This window comes from Streptomyces avermitilis MA-4680 = NBRC 14893 (assembly GCF_000009765.2).
Lineage (GTDB): Bacteria > Actinomycetota > Actinomycetes > Streptomycetales > Streptomycetaceae > Streptomyces > Streptomyces avermitilis.
In genome coordinates, this window is the sequence record NC_003155.5 from 4,874,201 (window position 1) to 4,895,837 (window position 21,637).

General features: G+C 71.8%; 19 protein-coding genes, 1 tRNA gene and 1 pseudogene. 10 read left to right on the top strand and 11 right to left on the bottom strand.

Annotated features, from left to right (window positions below; translation table 11 throughout):
- Positions 1 to 7 precede the first annotated feature (7 nt).
- Entirely contained in the window at positions 8 to 964 is a 957-nt protein-coding gene (locus SAVERM_RS20385; protein ID WP_010985380.1) for a bifunctional GNAT family N-acetyltransferase/NUDIX hydrolase, read from the top strand.
- A gap of 101 nt (positions 965 to 1,065) precedes the next feature.
- A pseudogene (locus SAVERM_RS20390) lies at positions 1,066 to 2,152 on the top strand (IS630 family transposase).
- 40 nt (positions 2,153 to 2,192) lie between these two features.
- Here the strand turns inward: SAVERM_RS20390 and SAVERM_RS20395 are convergent.
- A complete protein-coding gene (locus tag SAVERM_RS20395; RefSeq protein ID WP_010985382.1) occupies positions 2,193 to 3,602 on the bottom strand; it encodes a M1 family metallopeptidase in 1,410 nt (469 codons plus the stop codon).
- Between the two features lie 79 nt (positions 3,603 to 3,681).
- Here SAVERM_RS20395 and SAVERM_RS20400 point away from each other — a divergent pair, with 79 nt between their 5' ends.
- Positions 3,682 to 4,182 (top strand): hypothetical protein, encoded by a 501-nt coding sequence (locus tag SAVERM_RS20400; RefSeq protein ID WP_010985383.1) that lies wholly within the window; start codon positions 3,682 to 3,684, stop codon positions 4,180 to 4,182.
- A 47-nt stretch (positions 4,183 to 4,229) separates the two neighbouring features.
- On the opposite strand, the gene SAVERM_RS20405 is transcribed toward SAVERM_RS20400, so the two are convergent.
- Positions 4,230 to 4,973 carry a pentapeptide repeat-containing protein gene (locus SAVERM_RS20405; protein ID WP_078234398.1) on the bottom strand — a complete coding sequence of 248 codons (744 nt, stop codon included), beginning with the start codon at positions 4,971 to 4,973 and terminating at the stop codon, positions 4,230 to 4,232.
- A gap of 129 nt (positions 4,974 to 5,102) precedes the next feature.
- On the opposite strand from SAVERM_RS20405, the gene SAVERM_RS20410 reads away from it, so the two are divergent.
- From SAVERM_RS20410 to SAVERM_RS20420, 3 genes are all read left to right on the top strand, one after another.
- Complete coding sequence (locus SAVERM_RS20410) at positions 5,103 to 6,272, top strand: NAD(P)-binding protein (protein ID WP_010985385.1); 1,170 nt, start codon at positions 5,103 to 5,105, stop codon at positions 6,270 to 6,272.
- Between the two features lie 53 nt (positions 6,273 to 6,325).
- On the top strand, positions 6,326 to 7,315 hold the full coding sequence (locus SAVERM_RS20415; protein ID WP_010985386.1) for a zinc-binding dehydrogenase: 990 nt from the start codon (positions 6,326 to 6,328) through the stop codon (positions 7,313 to 7,315).
- A 123-nt stretch (positions 7,316 to 7,438) separates the two neighbouring features.
- Positions 7,439 to 8,938, top strand: coding sequence for an MFS transporter (locus SAVERM_RS20420; protein WP_010985387.1), 1,500 nt, complete (start codon positions 7,439 to 7,441; stop codon positions 8,936 to 8,938).
- A gap of 78 nt (positions 8,939 to 9,016) precedes the next feature.
- On the opposite strand, the gene SAVERM_RS20425 is transcribed toward SAVERM_RS20420, so the two are convergent.
- The 3 genes from SAVERM_RS20425 to SAVERM_RS20435 form a co-directional block, all read right to left on the bottom strand.
- Entirely contained in the window at positions 9,017 to 9,490 is a 474-nt protein-coding gene (locus SAVERM_RS20425; RefSeq protein ID WP_010985388.1) for a GNAT family N-acetyltransferase, read from the bottom strand.
- A gap of 87 nt (positions 9,491 to 9,577) precedes the next feature.
- Positions 9,578 to 10,993 carry an NAD(P)/FAD-dependent oxidoreductase gene (locus SAVERM_RS20430; protein ID WP_010985389.1) on the bottom strand — a complete coding sequence of 472 codons (1,416 nt, stop codon included), beginning with the start codon at positions 10,991 to 10,993 and terminating at the stop codon, positions 9,578 to 9,580.
- A 10-nt stretch (positions 10,994 to 11,003) separates the two neighbouring features.
- Complete coding sequence (locus SAVERM_RS20435) at positions 11,004 to 11,672, bottom strand: rhomboid-like protein (RefSeq protein ID WP_171033174.1); 669 nt, start codon at positions 11,670 to 11,672, stop codon at positions 11,004 to 11,006.
- Positions 11,673 to 11,682: 10 nt separating this feature from the next.
- Here SAVERM_RS20435 and SAVERM_RS20440 point away from each other — a divergent pair, with 10 nt between their 5' ends.
- A complete protein-coding gene (locus tag SAVERM_RS20440) occupies positions 11,683 to 12,576 on the top strand; it encodes an aminoglycoside phosphotransferase family protein (protein ID WP_010985391.1) in 894 nt (297 codons plus the stop codon).
- Between the two features lie 56 nt (positions 12,577 to 12,632).
- On the opposite strand, the gene SAVERM_RS20445 is transcribed toward SAVERM_RS20440, so the two are convergent.
- Positions 12,633 to 12,706 (bottom strand) — tRNA-Thr (locus SAVERM_RS20445).
- 236 nt (positions 12,707 to 12,942) lie between these two features.
- Between SAVERM_RS20445 and SAVERM_RS20450 the strand changes: the two genes are divergently transcribed.
- The 3 genes from SAVERM_RS20450 to SAVERM_RS20460 all read left to right on the top strand — a co-directional run bounded on the left by SAVERM_RS20450 (position 12,943) and on the right by SAVERM_RS20460 (position 15,598).
- Entirely contained in the window at positions 12,943 to 14,079 is a 1,137-nt protein-coding gene (locus tag SAVERM_RS20450; RefSeq protein WP_010985392.1) for an ABC transporter ATP-binding protein, read from the top strand.
- A 228-nt stretch (positions 14,080 to 14,307) separates the two neighbouring features.
- Positions 14,308 to 14,766, top strand: a complete 459-nt coding sequence (locus SAVERM_RS20455; RefSeq protein ID WP_010985393.1) for a hypothetical protein — start codon at positions 14,308 to 14,310, stop codon at positions 14,764 to 14,766.
- A gap of 100 nt (positions 14,767 to 14,866) precedes the next feature.
- Positions 14,867 to 15,598 carry a nucleotidyltransferase family protein gene (locus tag SAVERM_RS20460; RefSeq protein WP_010985394.1) on the top strand — a complete coding sequence of 244 codons (732 nt, stop codon included), beginning with the start codon at positions 14,867 to 14,869 and terminating at the stop codon, positions 15,596 to 15,598.
- A 187-nt stretch (positions 15,599 to 15,785) separates the two neighbouring features.
- On the opposite strand, the gene SAVERM_RS20465 is transcribed toward SAVERM_RS20460, so the two are convergent.
- The 5 genes from SAVERM_RS20465 to ispD all read right to left on the bottom strand — a co-directional run bounded on the left by SAVERM_RS20465 (position 15,786) and on the right by ispD (position 21,543).
- Positions 15,786 to 17,489, bottom strand: a complete 1,704-nt coding sequence (locus tag SAVERM_RS20465) for a DoxX family protein (RefSeq protein WP_137865207.1) — start codon at positions 17,487 to 17,489, stop codon at positions 15,786 to 15,788.
- 132 nt (positions 17,490 to 17,621) lie between these two features.
- Positions 17,622 to 18,563: a 23S rRNA (guanosine(2251)-2'-O)-methyltransferase RlmB gene (rlmB, locus tag SAVERM_RS20470; protein WP_010985396.1), complete on the bottom strand. Its 942-nt coding sequence runs from the start codon at positions 18,561 to 18,563 to the stop codon at positions 17,622 to 17,624.
- Between the two features lie 102 nt (positions 18,564 to 18,665).
- Entirely contained in the window at positions 18,666 to 20,066 is a 1,401-nt protein-coding gene (gene cysS / locus SAVERM_RS20475) for a cysteine--tRNA ligase (protein WP_010985397.1), read from the bottom strand.
- A 210-nt stretch (positions 20,067 to 20,276) separates the two neighbouring features.
- On the bottom strand, positions 20,277 to 20,801 hold the full coding sequence (gene ispF, locus SAVERM_RS20480) for a 2-C-methyl-D-erythritol 2,4-cyclodiphosphate synthase (RefSeq protein WP_010985398.1): 525 nt from the start codon (positions 20,799 to 20,801) through the stop codon (positions 20,277 to 20,279).
- Positions 20,791 to 21,543: a 2-C-methyl-D-erythritol 4-phosphate cytidylyltransferase gene (gene ispD, locus SAVERM_RS20485; protein ID WP_010985399.1), complete on the bottom strand. Its 753-nt coding sequence runs from the start codon at positions 21,541 to 21,543 to the stop codon at positions 20,791 to 20,793. The genes ispF and ispD overlap by 11 nt, the downstream gene beginning before the upstream one ends.
- Between the last annotated feature and the right edge of the window lie 94 nt (positions 21,544 to 21,637).

A 21,637-nucleotide genomic window follows, 5' to 3' on the forward strand; every position in this document is an offset into this window, starting at 1 on the left:
GCCCCGCATGCGCCTCGATGCCCTCCCTCTCACCCCGGACCACGACATCCCGGCCCCCCTCCTCACCGAACTCACCGCCCTCTACGCCGCCCACCGCGAGTTCCACGCCCTGAGCGGCGACTTCCCCGATCCGGACGACATCCGGCCCGAGCAGGTCGCGGCAGCGCTCGCCGACGAGCTGGCGAACCCGGACGTGGAGGTGCTGCTCGCGCGCAGTGCCGGGCGGCTCGTCGGGGTGGTGATCACCCTCGCGCACCACCCCGACCCCGCCGACCCGGACCCCTGGATCGGCCTGCTGCTCGTGGCTGTGGAGGAGCAGCGCAGGGGGTACGGGCGGGAGCTGGCGGCCCGCGTCGAGGAGCGGTTTCGGGCCGCCGGCCGGACCGCCGTACGCCTCGCCGTCCACGACGACAACCCGGGCGGCCTCGCCTTCTGGACCGCCCTTGGCTACGAGGTCGTCGACCACCGCACGGACCGCCAACGGGGCCGGCCGTGCGCCGTGCTGCGCAAGCCGCTGCCGAGCGCGACGCCACGCACCCCGCGCCGGGCGGCACGCGTCGCCGTGCTCGATCCGGGCGGCGCGGTCTTCCTCTTCCGGTACGACAACGAAGAGGTGGGCGTCCACTGGGCCCTGCCCGGCGGCGGACTCGACCCAGGGGAGAGCGCACGTGAGGGCGCTCTGCGGGAGCTGCGCGAGGAGACCGGGTGGACCGACCTGGAGCCGGGGCCCCCGCTGTGCACGTGGGAACACGACTTCACCCGGGCCGGGGTTCCCGTGCGCCAGCTCGAGCACGTCTACGTGGCGCGCGGGCCGCGCCGGGACCCGGTCGGCGACCAGGTCGGTGCCGCGCACGCCGAGGACGGAATCCTCGGCTGGCGCTGGTGGACCCCGCAGGAGCTGGCCGACTCGCCCGAGGCCCTCTGGCCGCCCCATCTCCCGCGGCTGCTGGCCGAGTTGGACTAGTGAGCTGGTTTTGAGTTCTGCCGTCGCCACTTGAGTCGTGTTCCGTTTCGGATCGGGGCTTGGTCGGTGACGGGGCTGGTGGTTTGCGGTCTGCTGTGGGGATGGGCGACAGCAGGCTTGCGCCGCTGGTGTTATCCGATGCCGAGCGGCGGATGTTGCAGGGATGGGCCCGGCGCCGGACGACTGCTCAGGGCCTGGCGTTACGGGCACGGATTGTGCTGGCCTGCGCGGACGGCGGCAGTAACACCGCGGGTGGCCGCGCGGATGGGCGTCAACCGGGGCACGGTGACCAAGTGGCGGGCGAGATTCCTGCGCGACCGGTTGGACGGGCTGGCCGACGAGCCGCGCCCGGGGGTGCCGCGCACCATCACCGATGCCCAGGTGGAGGAGGTGGTGGTGCGCACGCTGGAGGAGACCCCCGAGGGCGCGACGCACTGGTCGAAGCGGGAGCTGGCCAGGACCGTGGGGATCTCCCCGGCGAGCGTGCTGCGGATCTGGCACGCCTTCGGCTTGCAGCCATGGCGGACCGAGACCTTCAAGATCTCTCCGGACCCGCTTCTGATCGACAAGATCCGTGATGTCGTCGGCCTCTACCTCGCCCCGCCGGCCAACGCTGCGGTGTTCGCGGTGGACGAGAAGCCGCAGATCCAGGCTCTGGAACGGACGGCACCGGTGCTGCCGATGCTGCCCGGAGTGCCCGAGCGGCGCAGCTTCGACTACGTCCGGCATGGCACGGTCGATCTGTTCGCCGCCCTGAACACCGCGACGGGCAGGGTGATCACGAAGCTGTCCGCGCAGCACCGGGCCGTGGACTTCCGGGACTTCCTCGACGAGATCGACCGCCAGACCGAGCCCGGCCTGGCGGTCCACGTGATCTGCGACAACCTCTCCGCCCACAAGGCACCGGTGGTGCACAAGTGGCTGCTCGCGCATCCCCGGTTCCGCCTGCATTTCACCCCCACGTACTCGTCGTGGATCAATCAGGTCGAGCGGTGGTTCGCCGAATTAGAGCGGCGCTGCCTGGAGCGCGGAGTGTTCTGCTCGCTGGACAGCCTTAAGGCCGCGCTTGAGGAATGGATCAAGGTCTGGAACGAGGAGGCCCGGCCGTTCAAGTGGACCAAGACCGCCGACCAGATCCTCGACCGGATCTGCCGTTACTGCTCACGCATCTCCGAACCAGCTCACTAGGGCCTGCCCTACGGGATCGCACCTGTGCCGCGGGGGCCGCTCAGGGCTTCGCCGGCTTGCCCTCCCCGTACAGCCATTCGTCCCAGATCGCGCTGAAGTCCTTGCCGGGTGCCTTCTTCTCCACGTACGTCGTGAAGTCGGCCGTGTCCGCGTTGCCGTGGCGGTGGGTGGCGGCCCAGCCCTGGATGATGTCGTAGAACGTGTCGTCGCCGACCGTCTCGCGGATCTTGTGAATGACCATCGCGCCCCGCTCATACACCGGCCTGTCGGAGATGTGGGCGGCACCGGGGGGCTTGCCCGGCGGAAACGCCCAGCGCGCCTTGTCGGCGGCCCCGTCCCCGCCCCCGTCGCCCCGGTAGAGCGCGTCGAAGGTCTCCTGGGCCGTTTCACCACCGTGGTCCTCCTGCCACAGCCACTCCGCGTACGTCGCGAAGCCCTCGTTGAGCCACATGTCCCGCCACGACTTCGGCGTCACCGAGTCGCCGTACCACTGGTGCGCCAGCTCATGCACCAGGGTCCCGGTGTCGGGCGCGCCCGGGAAGACCGGCCGGTTCTGTGTCTCCAGCGCATAGCCCGCGTCGTTCTCGCGGTCCACGATCGCGCCGGTGGAGGAGAAGGGGTACGGGCCGAAGTTGTTCTCCTCCCACTCCATGATCTCCGGGAGCTTCGCCAGCACCTTCGCGCTCGCCTTCGCCTGCGTCGGGTCGACCGCCACGTACACCGGCAGCCCGCTCTTCGTCGTCGAACGCCGGACGTCGTAGTGGCCGATCGCGACCGTGGCGACGTAACTCGCCATCGGTTCGGGCGTATGCCACGCGAACGTCGTACGGTCCCCGCTCGTCGTCTCGCGCGTCAGCTCACCGTTGGAGACGGCCCGCAGGCCCTTCGGGACGGTGACCTCGATGTCGTACGACGCCTTGTCGGAGGGGTGGTGGTTGCCGGGGAACCACGCCATCGAACCGGTCGGCTCACCGAGCCCGAGCGCGCCGTCGGCCGTCTTCAGCCAGCCCTCCTTCGAGCCGTCCGGGTCGGTGATCGTCACCGGAGTGCCCGAGTAACGGACCGTCGTGCGGAACGTCTCGCCCTTGTCGAGGTCGTCGTGCGGGCGCACGGTCAGTTCCTGCCCGGTGCGGTTCCAGCGCGCCGGGCGGCCCTCGACGGTGACGCCGCCGACGTCCAGCCCGTCGAGGTCGAGGGCGAACGCGGTCAGGTCCTGCTTCGCCCGCGCCGTGATCACGGCCGTTCCGGTGAGGTGGCGGCGCCCGGGGTCGTAGGCGAGGGTCAGGTCGTAGTGGGTGACGTCATAGCCGCCGTTGCCCATCTTCGCGAAGTACGGGTCGCGCAGCCCGGAGCCGCCGGGGGTGCCCTGCACCCCGCCGTCGCAGGCGGTGAGGGCCAGGACCAGGGAAAGGGCCAGGGCAGAGGGCACGGCGGCGGCAGATCGGGGCACGCAGCGATTTTACGAGGCCCGGTGCCGGCGGGTCCCGCGGCGGACGGCGCCGCCGCAGGGGCGTGACACCATCACCTACGTGCTCGACATCGGTTACGCCCTCTCCAACCGCTTCCCCGACCCCCCGCAGACCGACTACCGCCGCGCGGACGTCCACGCGCTGCGGCACGACCTCTTCTGCGGTGACGTCTACCTCGCCGACACCAAGTCGGACCGGGAGCTGTCCACAGCCTGGGGATGGGTGCCGGTGCTCGACTTCGCGTGGGCGCTGTGCGACATCGTCGAGCAGCTCGACCGGGATCCGCGCGGCAGCCGGGCCTCCCGCCCCCAGCACGCCGAACTCGACTTCACCGAGTCCACCGACCGCATGCTCTTCGAGCGCCGCTTCGGCTGGGTGGACATCGAGGCCGACTGGATGCCCGGCGACGAGCCCCCGCTCACCTTCTCCCACGCCGAACTGCGCCGCGAGGCCCGCGACTTCCTGCACGACCTGCTCGCCGACCTCACCGACCTGCACGAGGCGCTCCGCGAGAACCCGGCGATCTGGGCCCTCGAGGCCCGCTTTCCGAGAGTGAGCTAGCCCCCTGGCCCGGGACCGCCCACCCCGTTCCCCGCCACACCCCCTCGCTACGCCCCCGCCGCGGCCACCTTCACCCCCAGCTCCGCCGCCAGCACCGGCGCCAGGTCCATCAGCTGCGTCGGACTGATCACCGCCCCCGCCAGCCGGTCCACCCCGCGCGCGATCCCCAGCTCGGCCGCCCGGCGCAGGTCCACGTCGGTCAGTGTCGCCGCGTGGAAATCGGCTCCCTTCAGCACGCAGTCCACGAACTCCACCCGGTCCAGCCGGGCGCCCCCGAAGTCCGGCTCCACCAGGACACAGCCCTCGAACACGACGTCCTTGAGCCGTGCCGTGCGGAGATTCAGGTAGTCGATCTTGCCGCCGCGCACCAGGACCCGCTCCAGCACGGCACCGTGCAGCTGAACGCCGCCCAACCGGGCGTCCACCAGCTCCACGTCACGCAGCGTCGCCTCCGCGAGGTCGGTGCCCACACCGCGCAGCCCCGTCAGCACGGAGTCCAGTACGCGCGCGTGAGGCAGCCGCGTCTCGTCCACGGCGCACCCCGTCAGCGCGCAGTCCATGAACCGCGCGCCCCCGCCGTCCTGCCCGGCGAAGTCCGCGTCCCTGAACTCCAGCCCGTCGTAGTCCCCGTCGGGCTCCAACTCGCCGCCCGCGTACGACTCGAGCACCGGCAACCGCACCTCCGGCCGCCGCGCGCCCTTGACCACCTTGCCCCTGACCGCCTTGCCCGTCGCCGCCGTGCCCCTCACCGCCGTGCCCCTCACCGCGGCGCCCGCCGCTTTCCGCACCATGCCCTCATCCTGCACGCCCCCACTGACAATCGCCCCGACCTGCGTGTTCACCCCTCCCTGTCACATTCCGCCCCTCTCCCTCGGTCGTACTGAGGACAGGAGCCCCCGACCCGCAGGGAGACCCCACCCATGCAGCGCATCACCCTCACCGTCGTCGGCGGCGGCCTCGCCGGACTCACCGCGGCGGTCACCGCCGCCGAGGCCGGCGCCAAGGTCACCGTGTACGAGGCCCACCACACCCTCGGCGGCCGGGCCCGCACCGCGCAGGGCCCGTACCGGACCAACGAGGGCCCGCACGCCCTCTACAGCTGCGGCCCGCACTGGACCTGGCTCAGGCAGCGCGACCTGATCGGCCCGCTCGCCCCCGTTCCGCCCCTGGAGGCGGCCCGCCTCAGGCTCCGCCACAAGGGCGTCCTGCGCCGCACCCCGCCCTTCGCGATGCTCAAGCTCCTGCGCCGTACCGCCCGACAGGCGCCGGCCGACGTCGACTTCATGACCTGGGCCACCGAACAGGCGGGCGAGGAAGGCGCCCGCGCCGCCGCGAACCACGCCGCCATCTCCCTCTTCCACCACGACCCCGGCTCCCTCTCCGCCGCCTTCGTCCAGGAACGCCTGCGCCGCACCGCCAAGCTGCCGCCGGAGGCGCACCACCCGCGCGGCGGCTGGGCGAGCGTCATCGACCGGATGGCGGCGCGGGCCTGGAACCTCGGCGTCCGGATGGAGACCCTCGCCCGCGTCGACACGATCCCGGAGAACCGGGGCCCGGTCGTCGTCGCGACCTCGCTCGACGCCGCCCGGCGCCTCCTGGGGGACGACTCACTGGCCTGGGACAGCGGCCGTACCGCCCTCGTCGACCTGGCCGTACGCACCCGGCGCGGCGACGCGTTCGCCGTCTCCGACCTGGACGCGCCCGGCTGGATCGAGCGCCGCACGGCCCAGGACCGCTCCCTCGCACCCGCCGGTGAACAGCTCCTCCAGGGGCAGATCCCGATCGCGCCCCACGAGTCCCGCGCCGATGGCGTCGCGCGCGCCGAGCAGTTGCTGGACCTCGCCTTCGCCGGCTGGCGCGAGCGCGTGACCTGGCGGCGGGAGGCGGTCGCGCAGGGCCGTACGGGAGCCGTGGACCTGCCCGGCACCAGCTGGCGCGACCGGCCCGCCGTCGACCGCGGCGACGGCGTCTATCTGGCGGGCGACCAGGTCGCGGCCCCCGGCGTGCTCTCGGAGGTCTCCTTCAACAGCGCCCTCACCGCCGTGTCCCTGGCGCTGGGCCGGCACACACTTGACCTCAAGCAAGCTTGAGGTTGAACGCTGGGCTCACCTGCTCATCAGGAACCCACAGAGGGAGCCCGCCCATGCACGCCGTCCGCCTCCACGCCTTCGGCCCGGCCGAGAACCTCGCGTACGAGAAGGTCGAGGACCCCGAGCCGGGCCCCGGCCAGGTCCGTATCGCCGTCGCCGCCGCCGGCGTACACCTCCTGGACGCGGCCCTGCGCGAAGGCGTACGGGGCCCGGCCCCCGAGCCCACCCCGCTGCCCACGATTCCCGGCCGCGAGGTCGCCGGCACCGTCGAGTCCCTCGGCGCGGGCGTCCCGGGCGACCGGCTCGGCAAGCGCGTCGTCGCCCACCTCGGCTTCGCCCCCGGCGGCTACGCCGAACTCGCCGTCACCGATGCCGACCGCCTCCACGAGATCCCGCGGAACCTCGACTTCGCCCAGGCCGTCGCCATGATCGGAACGGGCCGTACGGCGCTCGGGATCCTCCAGTTCGCCGAGCTGGGCCCGGACTCCGTGGCCGTCGTCCCGGCCGCCGCCGGCGGTATCGGCACCCTTCTCGTGCAGTACGCCAAGTCCGCGGGCGCCACGGTGATCGGCCTGGCCGGCGGCCCGCAGAAGGTGGCGCGGGTACGCGACAACGGTGCCGACCTCGCCGTCGACTACCGGGACCCCGACTGGCCGGAGCGGCTCGCGCAGTACCGCGGCAGGGCCACCGTCGTCTTCGACGGCGTGGGCGGGGACACGGCCCGCACGGCCGTCGGGCTCCTCGGCCCCGGCGGCAGGCACCTCGTCTTCGGATGGTCCGGCGAAGGCATCCAGAACGGGCAGCCGCTGCTCGTCGACGACAAGGACCGGGGGATCGTCTCCGAACAGGTCCTCGGCCCCGTGATGCTGCGCCGGGCGGGCGGCCCCCACCCCCTGCGCGCCCTGGAACTGCGCGCCCTCGCCGAGGCCGCGGCGGGCCGGCTGACCCCGGCCGTCCAGCGCTTCCCGCTCGCCGAGGCGGCAGCCGCGCACCGGGCCCTGGAGAGCCGGCGGACCGTCGGAAAAGTGGTGCTCGAGCCATGACCAGGCACGACAGACACCCGGTAAGCCATGACCAGGCACGACACACACCCGACACCAGGCACGACACACACACCCGATGACGGACGGGATGCGATACCTACCGATTCATGCTGTTCTGAGCAGGTGAATGTCACCCGAACAGGTGAATCCACCTACGTCCTGGACCCCGACCCCCGCCGCTGGTGGAGCCTGGTGGTCATCGCCCTCGCACAGCTGATGGTGGTCCTGGACGCGACGATCGTGAACATCGCGCTCCCCTCCGCCCAGCGCGCGCTGGGCATGTCCGACGGCAACCGGCAGTGGGTCATCACCGCCTACACACTGGCCTTCGGCGGACTGCTTCTGCTCGGCGGCCGCATCGCCGACCTGGTGGGCCGCAAGCGCACGTTCATCATCGGGCTGATCGGCTTCGCCGCCGCCTCCGCGCTGGGCGGCGCGGCCACCACATCCGGGATGCTGTTCGGCGCCCGCGCCCTCCAGGGCGCCTTCGCCGCCGTACTCGCCCCCTCGGCCCTCTCGCTCCTCACCACCACCTTCACCGACCCGAAGGAGCGCGGAAAGGCCTTCGGCATCTACAGCGCACTGGCCGGCAGCGGCAGCGCGATCGGCTTCATCGCGGGCGGACTGCTCACCGAGTACCTGAACTGGCGCTGGTGCCTGTACGTCAACATCCCCATCGCAGTCATCGCCGTCTGCGGCGCGTTCGCCCTCCTGCACGAACAGCCGCGGCACGCGGGCGCCCGTCTCGACGTCCCCGGTGCGCTGCTCGGCTGCGGCGGGCTCGTCGCGATCGTCTACGGGTTCAGCGAGGCGGAGCCGCGCGGCTGGACGGACCCCCGGGTGCTGGCCCTGTTCGCCGTGGGCATCGTCCTTCTCGCCGTGTTCGTGTGGTGGCAGACCAGGGCGCCGCAGCCGCTGCTGCCGCTGCACATCGTCAAGGACCGCAACCGCGCGGGCTGCTTCCTGACCATGGCCCTCGCCGTCATCGGCTTGTTCGGCATGTTCCTGTTCCTGACCTACTACCTCCAGGTCGTCCTCGGCTACTCCCCCCTGAAGACGGGCCTGGCCTTCCTGCCCCTGACGGTCGCGATCATCATCGGCTCGACCCAGATCTCGGCCCGCCTGATGAGCCACGTGGCCCCGCGCCTGCTCATGGTCCCCGGCACGGTCCTGGCCGCGGGCGGCATGCTGGTCCTGACCCGGATCACCGTGCACTCGCCGTACGCGAGCGAACTCCTGCCCGCTCTGATCCTGATCGGCCTGGGCATGGGCCTCACCTTCATGCCGGTCTTCGCCACCGCCACCGCAGGCGTCGCCCCGCAGGACTCGGGTGTGACCTCCGCGACCGTGAACACGGCCCAGCAGGTGGGCGGTTCGATCGGTACGGCCCTGCTGAACACCATCGCCACCACCACCAGCACCGCCTACATCGCGGCCCATCTGCGCGACCCCGCCCGCAAGGAACTGGTCATACGCGAAGGCATCGTCCACGGCTACACGGTGGCCATCTGGTGCGCGGCGGGCGTCATGCTCCTGGCGGGCCTGGCGGCCGGCCTGATGGTCACGACGAAGCCCCCGCGGCACACCCCGTCCGACACCCCCGTACCCGAGTCGGTGGGGTGATCTGGCGCATGATCCGCCGGATGATCCGTCGAGTGACCCGCCGGATGATCCGCCGAGTGACCGTCCGGTGATCCCGCCTCAGGCGCGTGCCCCCAGGGCGGTCAGCGCCCCGTCCGTCAGCCGGTACACCGTCCACTCGTCCTGCGCACGCGCACCCAGCGCCTCGTAGAAGTCGATCGACGGCTTGTTCCAGTTCAGAACGGCCCACTCCAGGCGCTCGTACCCGCGCTCGACGCAGATCCGGGCCAGTTCGGTCAGCAGCGCCTTGCCGTGGCCGCCGCCGCGGGCCTCGGGCCGTACGTACAGGTCCTCCAGGTAGATCCCGTGCACCCCGCGCCAGGTGGAGAAGTTCAGGAACCACAGCGCGAAGCCGACCGGCAGCCCCCGGTCCTCGGCGATGTGCGCGAACGCGGCCGGCCGCTCCCCGAACAGCGCCTCCGCGAGCTGCGGTTCGTCCGCCCGCGCCTCGTCCGGCACCTTCTCGTACTCGGCCAGCTCGCGGATCATGGCGTGAATGACGGGGATGTCGGCGGAAGTGGCGGCGCGAATCATGGGCGCAGTCTCACACAGCCGGGCGCCGGGGCCGCCGAAGGGCGTACTCCAGGCCGCCCGCACCGGCGCCCGCAACGCACAGCCTCGTCAGTGACGTCCCGCCACCCGGTCCGCCATCCGGGCCAGCCGGGACGACTGGACGCTGTGGGTGGTCAGTTCGCGGCGGTCCGCCGTGCGGTACGTGGCGTACATGCCGTGCACGCCGATCCAGCGCAGCGGTTCCGGCTCCCACTTGCGCACCTGGTGGTTCACCCACGGCAGCGCGGTCAGCTCCGTCGCCCCGGCCTGCCCCGAGTCCTGCCGGACCAGGTCGCGCAGGGTGCGGGCGGCCAGGTTGGCGGTCGCCACGCCGGAGCCGACGTAACCGCCGGCCCAGCCCAGGCCCGTCGACCGGTCCAGCGTCACCGTCGCGCACCAGTCGCGCGGCACCCCGAGGACGCCCGACCAGGCATGGTCCACCCGGACGCCGGTGAGGGACGGGAAGAAGCGGATCAGGATCTCGTACAGCGCCTCGACCGTCGCGGCCTGCGTACGCCCGTCGTTGTCCGTCCGCGAGCCGAATCGGTACGGCACTCCGCGCCCGCCGAGCGCGATGCGGTCGTCGGCGGTGCGCTGGGCGTACATGTACGCGTGGGCCATGTCGCCGAGCGTCTCGCGCCCCGCCCAGCCGATCGCGTCCCACTGCTCGGCGGTGAGCGGCGCCGTCGTGATCATGGAGGAGTTCATGGGGAGCCAGGTACGCCGCTGGCCCTTGAGGTTCGCGGTGAAACCCTCCGTGCAGCGCAGGACGTAGGGCGCGCGGACGGTCCCGTACGGCGTCACCGCGTGCTGGGGACGGATCTCCGTGACCGGGGTCTGTTCGTGCACGGTGACACCGATCGCCTCGACGGCCGCCGCGAGGCCCTTGACCAGCTTCACCGGGTGCAGCCGCGCACCGTGCGGGGTCCAGGTGGAGCCGACCGCGTCGGCGACCCGGACGCGCTCGGCCGTCTCGCGGGCGCCGTACAGCTCGCGGTCCTTCTCGCCGTACGCGAGCTCGTGGGCGTGGAACTCCTTGAGGCGGGCCAGCTGGGCGGGCGTGTACGCCACTTCCAGTACGCCGCCCTGGTGGATGTCGGCGTCGATGTTCTCCTGAGCCGCGATCCGGACGACTTCGCCGACCGTGTCGTTCATGGCCCGCTGGAGCCGGGCGGCCGCCTCATGGCCGTGCAGCCGGGCGTAGCGGTCGCGGCCCGCGATGCCGTTGTAGAGCCAGCCGCCGTTGCGGCCGGAGGCGCCGTAGCCGCAGAACTTCTGCTCCAGCACCGTGATGCGCAGGTAGGGGGCCGCCTTCTTCAGGTAGTACGCGGTCCACAGGCCCGTGTAGCCGCCGCCGACGATGACGACGTCGGCGGTCGCGTCGCCGGGCAGCGGCTCACGCGGGGCGGGGAATCCGTCGTCCGCGTACCAGAAGGAGATGCCGCCGTTCACGACACGGCCGAGGCTGCTTGCCGAGCTGCTCATGCCGCGGACGTTAACCCCTGAGAGCGGCCAGTGTCTCCTTCGGATTCCATGCTTTTCCGCGGCCTCTGGCCAGCGGACAGCAGGCGAGACCGATCAGCAGCGCCAGGAAATGCCCGAAATCGGTGAAGGTGGGGCTGGCCGCGAGCGAGCCCCCGTACACCGCCAGGACGACCACCAGATACCCGTACCGCCACGGCTCCGCGATCCGGTACGTGAGCACCGCGATCACCCCCGCGAGCGCGTAACTCACGCCGATGTCCAGGGTGTTGACCGCCGAGCGCGGGGCGACCCCGTCACGGATCGCCTCCAGCAGCGCCCCCTCACTGGCGAGGGTGGCCAGCACGTGCGCGGCGACGCACACGGCCAGCCAGCGCGGCGTGCCGAGCCAGCGCTCCGCCTGCGCGTGGAAGACGGTGAACAGGACCGCGTACGGCAGCCAGTGGCCGCCGTCGATCCACATGGCGCTGGTGATCAGCACGCGCACCGGATCCCGCGACAGCTCGTGGATGTTGGTCGACCGCTGGCGCAGGAAGTCCTCTTCGAAATCCGGCGACATGTGGTGCAGGGCGACGGTGGTGACGAAGAGGATCGCCAGCCACACGTAGGTCCCGGGGGCGCTGCGGACGTACGCCCACACCGCCCACCCGGGACCTCGCCTGACGCGCGTGAGCCGGTTCACGCACCCAAGTATGGTCGGCAGGGTGATCGACGTGCCCGAAGAGCTGGCCGCCTCCCAGCAGAAGTTCAACGGAGCGGCGGGCCGGGCCTTCATCGCCGGGCTGCCGCGCCGGGCGGCGGACTTCCTGGAGCGCTGGGAGCTGCGGGTCGACGGGCCCTCGATGTACGGCGTCTGCGCGCTGGTCCTCCCGGTACTCCGGGCCGACGGGACGCCGGCCGCGCTCAAGCTCCAGCCCCTCGACGAGGAGAGCGCCGGCGAACCGCTCGCCCTGCGCCGGTGGGACGGCGCGGGGGCCGTACGCCTTCTGGAGCACGACGAGGCCACCTGCACCCTCCTCCTCGAACGCCTGGACGAGGCGCGGTCGCTGGCGGAGACACCGGACACGCGCGAGGCCGTTCTGGTCGTCGCGCGGCTGCTGGCCCGGCTGACCGCGCTGCCCGCCCCGGAGGGGATGCGGCGGCTCGGCGACATCGCGGCCGCGATGCTGGAACAGGTGCCGTGGGCCGTGCGGCAGCTCGCGGACCCCGGGGACCGCCGCCTCGTCGAGGACTGCGCGGCCGCCGTGCGCGAGGTCGCCGCCGAACCGGGCGACCGGCTGCTCCACTGGGACCTGCACTTCGACAACGTCCTCGCCTCACACCGCGCGCCCTGGCTCGCCATCGACCCGAAGCCGCTCGCCGGCGACCCCGGCTTCGACCTGCTCCCCGCGATCCGCAACCGGTTCGAGCCCGCCGAGATCCGCTGGCGGTTCGACGCCATGACGGAGATCCTCGGCCTGGACCGGGAGCGGGCCCGCGCCTGGAGCCTGGCCCGCGTCCTGCAGAACACGCTGTGGGACCTCGCGGACGGACGGCCCCTGGAGGCCGCGCAACGGGAGATCGGGCGACAGCTGCGCGAGCGCTGACGAGCACTCCGCCGGAAATCCACCGGCTTCGTCTTCCAGCCGCTGGCAAGTGTGGGAGCCCCCTGTCGGATTCGAACCGACGACCTTCGCTTTACAAGAGCGGCGCTCTGACCAGCTGAGCTAAGGAGGCCTGCACGCGTGCGTGCCGCGTACGTGCCCGTGCAGTGTACCCATCCCGCGGCGCGGCCCGATCGGAAATTTCCGCGAAGTTCACCGCTCCCGGAGTACTGACAGACCAGGTGAACGCCAGGTACCGTCCTGAGCCAGTTCACTCTTGTGGACTACACCACTACGAATCCTCGTGGTGGACACCACCTTTACTCGGATCGTCCGGCACGTTCCTGCCGGTGAAGGGGGCCCCTCACCATGGCCACAGTCTCGTTCGACAAGGCGACCCGCATCTACCCGGGTTCCGAGAAGCCCGCCGTCGATGCCCTGGAGATCGACATCGAGGACGGCGAGTTCCTCGTCCTCGTCGGTCCCTCCGGTTGCGGCAAGTCCACCTCGCTCCGCATGCTCGCGGGGCTCGAGGACGTGAACGCCGGCGCCATCCGCATCGGTGACCGCGACGTCACGCACCTGCCGCCGAAGGACCGGGACATCGCCATGGTGTTCCAGAACTACGCGCTCTACCCGCACATGACCGTCGCCGACAACATGGGCTTCGCGCTCAAGATCGCCGGCGTCAACAAGGCGGAGATCCGCCAGAAGGTCGAGGACGCGGCGAAGATCCTCGACCTCACCGAGTACCTCGGCCGCAAGCCGAAGGCCCTCTCCGGCGGTCAGCGCCAGCGTGTCGCCATGGGCCGCGCCATCGTGCGTGAGCCCCAGGTGTTCCTCATGGACGAGCCGCTGTCCAACCTCGACGCCAAGCTCCGCGTGTCGACGCGTACGCAGATCGCCTCGCTCCAGCGCCGCCTCGGCATCACCACCGTGTACGTCACCCACGACCAGGTCGAGGCCATGACCATGGGCGACCGCGTGGCCGTGCTCAAGGACGGTCTGCTCCAGCAGGTCGACTCGCCGCGCAACATGTACGACCGCCCGGCGAACCTCTTCGTCGCCGGCTTCATCGGCTCCCCCGCGATGAACCTCGTCGAGGTCCCGATCACCGACGGCGGCGTGAAGTTCGGCAACAGCGTCGTGCCGGTCAACCGCGAGGCGCTGAAGGCCGCCTCCGACAAGGGTGACCGCACGGTCACGGTCGGTGTCCGCCCCGAGCACTTCGACATCGTCGAGCAGGGCGGCGCCGCCGCCAAGGCCCTGACCAAGGAGAGCGAGGACGCCCCGGCGGGCCTCGCCGTGTCGGTGAACGTCGTCGAGGAGCTCGGCGCCGACGGCTACGTCTACGGCAGCGCCAAGGTCGACGACAAGCTCACGGACCTGGTCGTCCGCGTGAGCGGCCGCGCGGTCCCGGACAAGGGCGCCACGCTGCACGTCGTGCCGCGGCCGGGCGAGACCCACGTGTTCTCGACCTCCACGGGCGAGCGCCTCTCCGACTGAACCACCGCCGAGGGGTCCAACACCCCGGAGCGGTGAATTCACCCGAGTTGCCGAAGAGGGCCCCGCAGCCAGGCTGCGGGGCCCTCTTCGCTGTCACGGAATACCCCGGCAGAACGGGCCTTTTCGATACGCGTACGTCAACCCGCTACCCAAAAAACATCGCTTCCCCATCCCCCGAACCGGTGACTAAATGTCGCCAAATCATCACCGCGCGCTACCCTCACTCGCGTGAAGCACTCCACCACTAACCAACGGACCCGGCATGGCCGTGGCCCCGCCCGCCGGATCGGTCGCACCCTCGCCCTCGTTCTGCCTGTCGTCCTGGTGTTCTCCGGGACCCTCGCGGTCACCCGAGTCAACTGGTCGGGGAACTCCTCGCACTCGGTGCTCACCGCATCCGAAGCCTCCTCGTCGGACGTCTCCACACGAGCGTCCTCCCGGGCCGCGCAGGACGTCCTGCGGGACAAGCTCCTGGTGGAACTCCAGGAGAAGAACCCGGGCGTGGCCCTCACCCACCTCCAGGAGGCGGTGCACGACCGTCCGTCGCTGGCGAAGCACTGCGTGTCCATCGCCCGTGCGCTGGGCCGGGCCGCGGTCCGCGTGTACGGGCCGCCGCGGGCCCAGTCGTTCGCCCGCCCCGTCTGCGACACGTCCTTCGCGTCGGGTGTGGCCGCCCAGCACACCTGACCGGGCGAGGCCCGGGGGCAGTCGGCCGTAGGCAGATAACGGCTGGTTAAGGAACGGTTGCCGACAGAACCGCGAGCGGGGCGCCACGTACAGTTCGGTCATGACCGATCCGAACGCCGCGTCGCGTCCCGTTCAAGCCGTTGTCCTGGCCGGTGGGCAGGGCTCCCGACTGCGCCCGTACACCGACGACCGGCCCAAGCCGATGGTCGAGATCCCGGGCACCGGGACCCCGATCATCGGCCATCAGCTCACCTGGCTCGCCGAAGAGGGCGTGACCGACGTGGTGGTCAGCTGCGGGCATCTCGCCGACGTCCTCCAGAAGTGGCTGGACGCGGCCGACCTGCCCCTGAACGTCACGACGGTCGTCGAAACGGAACCGCTCGGCCGCGGCGGCGGCCTCAAGTACGCCGCCGCGCATCTCCCGCACCCGGACAAGCCGTGGTTCGCGACGAACGGTGACATCTGGACCCGTTTCTCGCTGCGCGACATGGCGGACTTCCACACCGAGCGCGACGCGGTGGCGACCCTCGCGCTGGCCCGCCCCCGCATCCCGTGGGGCGCCGTCAAGACGGACGGCTTCGGCCGCGTGACGGACTTCATCGAGGCCCCGCCGACGACGTACGAGATCAACGCGGGCGTCTACGTCTTCTCCGCCGAGTTCGCCGGCATGCTCCCGGAGCGCGGCGACCACGAGCGCACCACGTTCCCCCGCCTGGCCCGCGAACGCCTGCTGGCCGGCTTCCCGATCCCGCAGGGCGCGTACTGGCGCGCCATCGACACGGCGAAGGACCTGACGGAGGCGGCAAAGGAACTGGCGTCCCTGGGCCGCTGAGCCCCCCCCCCGGCCCCGGCGTTCCTGAAGCCCCTCCCGCCCTCCTCGCGGACCACGGCCGCTCCCGGCTCAGGCCGACCGCCCGGGGCGCTGTCGGCTCACGACCCGCTGCGCCCGCCAGCCCACGACGAATGGGCCCCGCACACCTGGTGTGCGGGGCCCCATCCGTGTTCCGGCCTAACGGGCGTTATCCGAGGAGCCCGCCGACCAGTCGGTCCGAGCCGCCGCCCGAGCCGCCGCCCGAGCTGCTGCCGCCCGTGCTGCTCGAACCGCCGGCCGCGCTGCCGCCCGTGCTGCCCGAGCCGCCGGAGGACGACGGGCCCGCGCTCGTGCTCGGCGCCTGCTGCACCGGCGCCGACTGCTGGGGCGGTGCCTGACCGGTGCCCTGCGTCTGGCTGGGCTGGCCGCCCGTGGCCGGACCGCTCTCCCGGATCGCGCCCGGCGTCGTGGCAGCGCCCGAGGGCGACGACGTCGCGCCCTGGGTCGGTGTCTCGGAGGCCGAGGGGCTCGCCCGGTGGTGACGCTTGACGGGCTCCTCGGGCAGCGGGGAGCCCGGCAGTTCGTTGCGCGGCGCCTCCCCCGGACCGGGTACGACGACCCGGTCCGCGTCCCGCACCGCCCCGCCGAGCAGCGAGCCGAGGAGCAGGGTGAGCCCGACGGTGATGGCCGTCACGAGGGCGCCGCGGCGCAGGACGTACCAGCGCAGCTCCCAGATGTCGGCGCGCGGCCCGAGCCTGCGCCAGGCGCCGCCCGCGAGCCGGCCGTCCACGGAGTACACGGGCGCACCGGCGATGATCAGCGGCGACCAGGCGGCGAGGTAGATGATGTCGGGCGCGTCGTAGGCGGGCACCGTCTTCCAGCTGACGGTGACGATGAGCGCGGCCGACAGCATCGCGCCGACGACGGCGGCGACCCGCTGCCAGAGGCCGAGAACCGTGAGGACACCGACGATGACCTGGAGGAAGGCGATGACGAGCCCGGCGCCGACGGGGTGCTGGAGCGCGAACTGCCGCAGGGGCTCGGCGACTTCCCAGGGGTGCAGTGTGTTGAGCCAGGTGACCATCGAGCCGCGCTTGCCGCCGTCGAAGTAGACGGCGTCGCAGAGCTTGCCCATGCCCGCGTAGATGGAGATGAAGCCGAGGAAGACCCGCAGGGGCAGCAGCACCACCCCGAGGTTCATCCGGCGGCCGGGGTAATAGGCGTGCCGGACCGGCTCGTTGCCGTGGCGCTTGGAGGTGGTCTCCTCGTCGTCGAGGCCGTCGTCCCCGAAGCCGTCGTCCTCGAAGCCGTCGTCCGCGAGGTCGTCGTCCGCGAACTCCTGGTCCGCGTAGGCGGGTTCGTCGTACGCGCTGCCGGCGGTGCGCATACCGGGCAGGAGCCGGGTCTCGCCGGAGTGACGCGCTCCGTGGGTGCGCCGGCTGCCGGCGCCGGGCGTCGCGACCGTCTCCCCGGGGAGGTTGCCGACGTCGATGCGGGGAATGACCTGGGTCGCGCCGGCGTCCCCGGCGGGGGCCTCACCGTGGCCCACGCTCGTACTGCGCACGGCTTGCAGCAGACGGTGGGCGCCGGTGTCGTCGGGGGCGGACTTCCCGCTCCAGACGACGGGCGCGCGGCGGCGGGCGCCGGCGGCCTGGCCTGCCGCGCCCGCTCTGCCCGCCGTACCGACGACGGGGACGCGTGCGGTGTCTTCGGTGGCGCTCAAGTGGCGCGCGATGCGCGGGGATCGGGTCGTCCACGCGGAGGCGTTGAGCTGCACACGGAAGCTCGCATGATTGACGATGACCTGCGCCGGATCGCTCGGCACCTTCACCATGCTCAGCGCGGGAGTGTCGTCGAATCCCGACGATCGGTCCCCCGTGGGTGTGCGGGGTGTTCTGGTGTCCACACTCATCTAACCGAGCGACGTGTGGTTAGGACACTGCTTTGACCGGGCGGATCTGTCCGGACCGCGTCAAGGTCGTCCCGGCCACCCGGTTTACCCCGAACGGGTGAGGGCGCTCCCGCGACCTTCTCCCGAAAGCACTCAGCCCCGGCGCCGAGCCGCCTCGTACAGCACAACTCCCGCCGCCACACCGGCGTTCAGAGACTCCGCGCCACCCGGCATCGGAATCCGCACCCGGAAGTCACAGGTCTCGCCGACCAGTCGCGACAGGCCCTTGCCCTCGCTGCCGACGACGATGACCACGGGCCCCGCGAGGGCCTCCAGGTCGCCGAGTTCGACCTCACCGTCGGCGGTGAGTCCGACCACGACGAGGCCTTCCTTCTTGTACGACTCCAGGGTCCGCGTCAGGTTGGTGGCGCGGGCGACGGGCGTACGGGCGGCGGTGCCGGCGGACGTCTTCCAGGCACCGGCGGTCATGCCGGCCGCGCGCCGCTCGGGCACGACGACCCCGTGCCCGCCGAAGGCGGAGACGGAGCGGACGACCGCGCCCAGGTTCCGCGGGTCGGTGACGCCGTCGAGCGCGACGACCAGCGGGTCCTCCCCGACGTCGTACGCGGCGGCAGAGAGGTCCTCCGGGTGCGCGTACTCGTACGGCGGGACCTGGAGGACGAGGCCCTGGTGGTTGAGCCCGTTGGTCATCCGGTCCAGCTCGGGACGCGGGGCCTCCATCAGGTGGATGCCGCCGCGCTCCCCGGCGAGCTGGAGCGCCTCGCGAACCCGCTCGTCGTTGTCGATGAACTGCTGGACGTAGAGCATGGTCGCGGGCACGCCCTCGCGCAGCGCCTCGACGACCGGGTTGCGGCCGACGACCATCTCGGAGGCGGACTTGCCGCCGCGGCCCCGGGGGGCGGGCCGCCGCTGGACCTGCTTGGTCTTGGCGGTGGCGATGCGGTTCTTCTTGTGTCCCTTGCGCATCTCGGCGGGCGGGGTGGGGCCCTTGCCCTCCAGGCCCCGGCGCCGCTGGCCGCCACTGCCGACCTGCGCGCCCTTCTTGCCGGACATGCGGCGGTTGTTAGCAGCCATGACCTACCTGTCTCTGTCTCTGTTCTCTACGCCACCGAAGCGTGCGTACGTACGTATATGAAGTGTGCCGCCCCAAGCTCCGGGCGGCACATCAGCGAGTCCCTAGCGCGGACCGAGCGTCCAGCGCGGTCCCTGCGGGCTGTCCTCGATGACCAGGCCCGACTGGTTGAGCTGGTCGCGGATGGCGTCCGCGGTGGCCCAGTCCTTGCGGGCGCGGGCGGCCTCGCGCTGGTCGAGGACCATGCGTACGAGGGTGTCGACGACGCCGTGGAGGTCCTCGCCCCGGTCGCCCTCACCGGCCCATTGCGGGTCGAGGGGGTCGAGACCGAGGACGCCGAGCATGGCCCGGACCTCGGCGAGGCGGGCGACGGCGGCTTCCTTGTCGTCGGCGGCGAGGGCGGAGTTCCCCTGCCGGACCGTCGTGTGCACGATGGCGAGCGCCTGCGGGACGCCCAGGTCGTCGTCCATCGCCTCGGCGAAGGCGGGCGGCACCTCGGGCGAAGGCTCGACGACTCCCCCGGCCTTCTCGACGACGCGCTGCACGAAGCCCTCGATGCGCGCGAACGCCGACTCGGCCTCGCGCAGGGCCTCTTCGCTGTACTCGATCATCGAGCGGTAGTGCGGGGTGCCCAGGTAGTAGCGCAGCACGATCGGCCGCCACTGCTTGACCATCTCGCTGACGAGCACCGAGTTCCCGAGGGACTTCGACATCTTCTCGCCGCTCATGGTGACCCAGGCGTTGTGCACCCAGTACCTGGCGAACTCGTCGCCGAAGGCCTTGGCCTGCGCGATCTCGTTCTCGTGGTGCGGGAAGATCAGGTCGAGCCCGCCGCCGTGGATGTCGAACGCGCTGCCCAGGTACTTGTGGGCCATGGCGGAGCACTCCAGGTGCCAGCCGGGCCGGCCCCGCCCCCACGGCGTCTCCCAGGTCGGCTCGCCGGGCTTGGCCGCCTTCCACATGGCGAAGTCGCGGGGGTCGCGCTTACCGGTCTCGCCCTCGCCGGAGGGCTGGAGGAGGTTGTCGAGCTCCTGGTTGGACAGCTGGAGGTACTCCGGGAAGGAGCGCACGTCGAAGTACACGTTGCCGTCGGCCTCGTACGCGTGTCCGCGCTCGATGAGCGTGCGCATCATCTCGACCATCTCGGTGATGTGGCCGGTGGCGCGCGGCTCGTAGGTCGGCGGCAGGCAGCCGAGAACGTCGTAGCCGTCGTTGAAGGCGCGCTCGTTCTCGTAGCCGATGGCCCACCAGGGGCGGCCGTGGTCGGCCGACTTGGCGATGATCTTGTCGTCGATGTCCGTGACGTTCCGGATGAACGTCACGTCATAGCCGCGGTACTCGAACCAGCGGCGCATGATGTCGAAGTTGAGGCCGGAGCGGATGTGCCCGATGTGCGGTGCGGCCTGCACGGTGGCGCCACACAGGTAGATCGAGACACAACCCGGCAGAAGCGGGGTGAAGTCACGAATCTGCCGGGCGCTGGTGTCGTACAGGCGAATGGTCACCACTCCAGGGTAGTGGCCCAGGGGTAGTGCCCCGCGACCCTTCCGGCTCAAGGGGCATGTATTCGTGACATAGAGGGGGCATCGCAGCCCGTCCGGCGTTTGGGGGCTGGGCCGTTCGGGCCGGAGCAGGGGTCCGCGGGCCGGCCGCCCCCCAGGCGGCAGCCCGCGAATAAGGGGCAGGTAGGGGCAAAGGGGGCAGAGCCTTCGGGCTCAGCCCGCCCGGACCACCAGCGCCGTGGCGACCGCCATCAGTCCCTCGTCCCGCCCCGGGAAGCCGAGCCCGTCGGTCGTGGCACCCGACACCGAGACGGGCGCGCCGACCGCGTCCGAGAGGATCTTCTGCGCCTCGTCCCGCCGCTTGCCGATCTTCGGGCGCGGTCCGACGACCTGCACGGCGACGTTGCCGATGGTGAAGCCCGCGGCGCGTACGATCCGCGCGGCCTCCGTGAGCAGCGTGACGCCCGACGCACCGGACCACTCGGGCCGCCCGGTGCCGAAGTGCTGCCCGAGGTCACCCAGGCCCGCCGCCGAGAACAGCGCGTTGCACGCGGCGTGCGCGACGACGTCCGCGTCGGAGTGGCCGGCCAGCCCCGGGCCCTCGCCCTCCCACTTCAGTCCCGCGCACCACAGCTCGCGGCCGTCCTCGAACGCGTGGATGTCGGTGCCGATGCCCACCAGGGGAAGCACCACGGGGCCACCCGGCGGCAGCCGGACGTCAGAGGCCTCAGAAGCCATCGTTCAGCCTCCTGCGGGCGAGAACCGCCTCGGCGAGCACGAGATCCAGGGGGCGTGTCACCTTGAACGCCTCCTCGTGACCGGGCACGACCACGACCCGGGCACCGAGCTGCTCGACCATGCTCGCGTCGTCGGTGACGTTGTCGGTGACGGTCTCGTGGGCGCGGACCAGCGTGTCGCGGTCGAAGCCCTGCGGGGTCTGGACGGCACGCAGCCGGGCCCGCTCGGGCGTGGCGACGACGGGCTCGGGCTCCCCGGGCACGGCCGCGGGCTCGACCTGCTTGACGGTGTCGGCGAGCGGCAGCGCCGGGACGACCGCGGGCGCGCCGTCCCGTACCGCCTCGATCACTGCGTCTACCGTGTCGACGGGGACCAGCGGGCGGGCCGCGTCGTGCACGAGCACGATGTCGATGCCGGGCGGCAGCGCGTCGAGGCCGAGCTTCACGGACTCCTGGCGGGACTCACCGCCCGGGACGACGACGAAATCCGTGCGCTCGGGCAGTGCGTGCGCGTCGAGCAGCGACTTGACCTCGGCGGTGCCGTCGGGCGGGGCCACGACGACCACGAGGGAGACGGCACGGGACGCGGCCATCGCGCGTACCGCGTGGATGAGCATGGGCGTGCCGTTCAGCGCGCGGAGCGCTTTGGGGGCGCCGGGACCGAGGCGTACGCCCCGTCCGGCGGCCGGAATCACGGCCGCGGTACGTGCACCCGACGGCGAGGGGCGCGAATCGTCAGACATCGGTTCCTGTCAGGTTTGTGTGCTCAACCTACGTGGGTATGGCCTGGGGGTACCCCCTGCTGGGGGAGTACCGGGCGCGAGGCTTGACCGGACC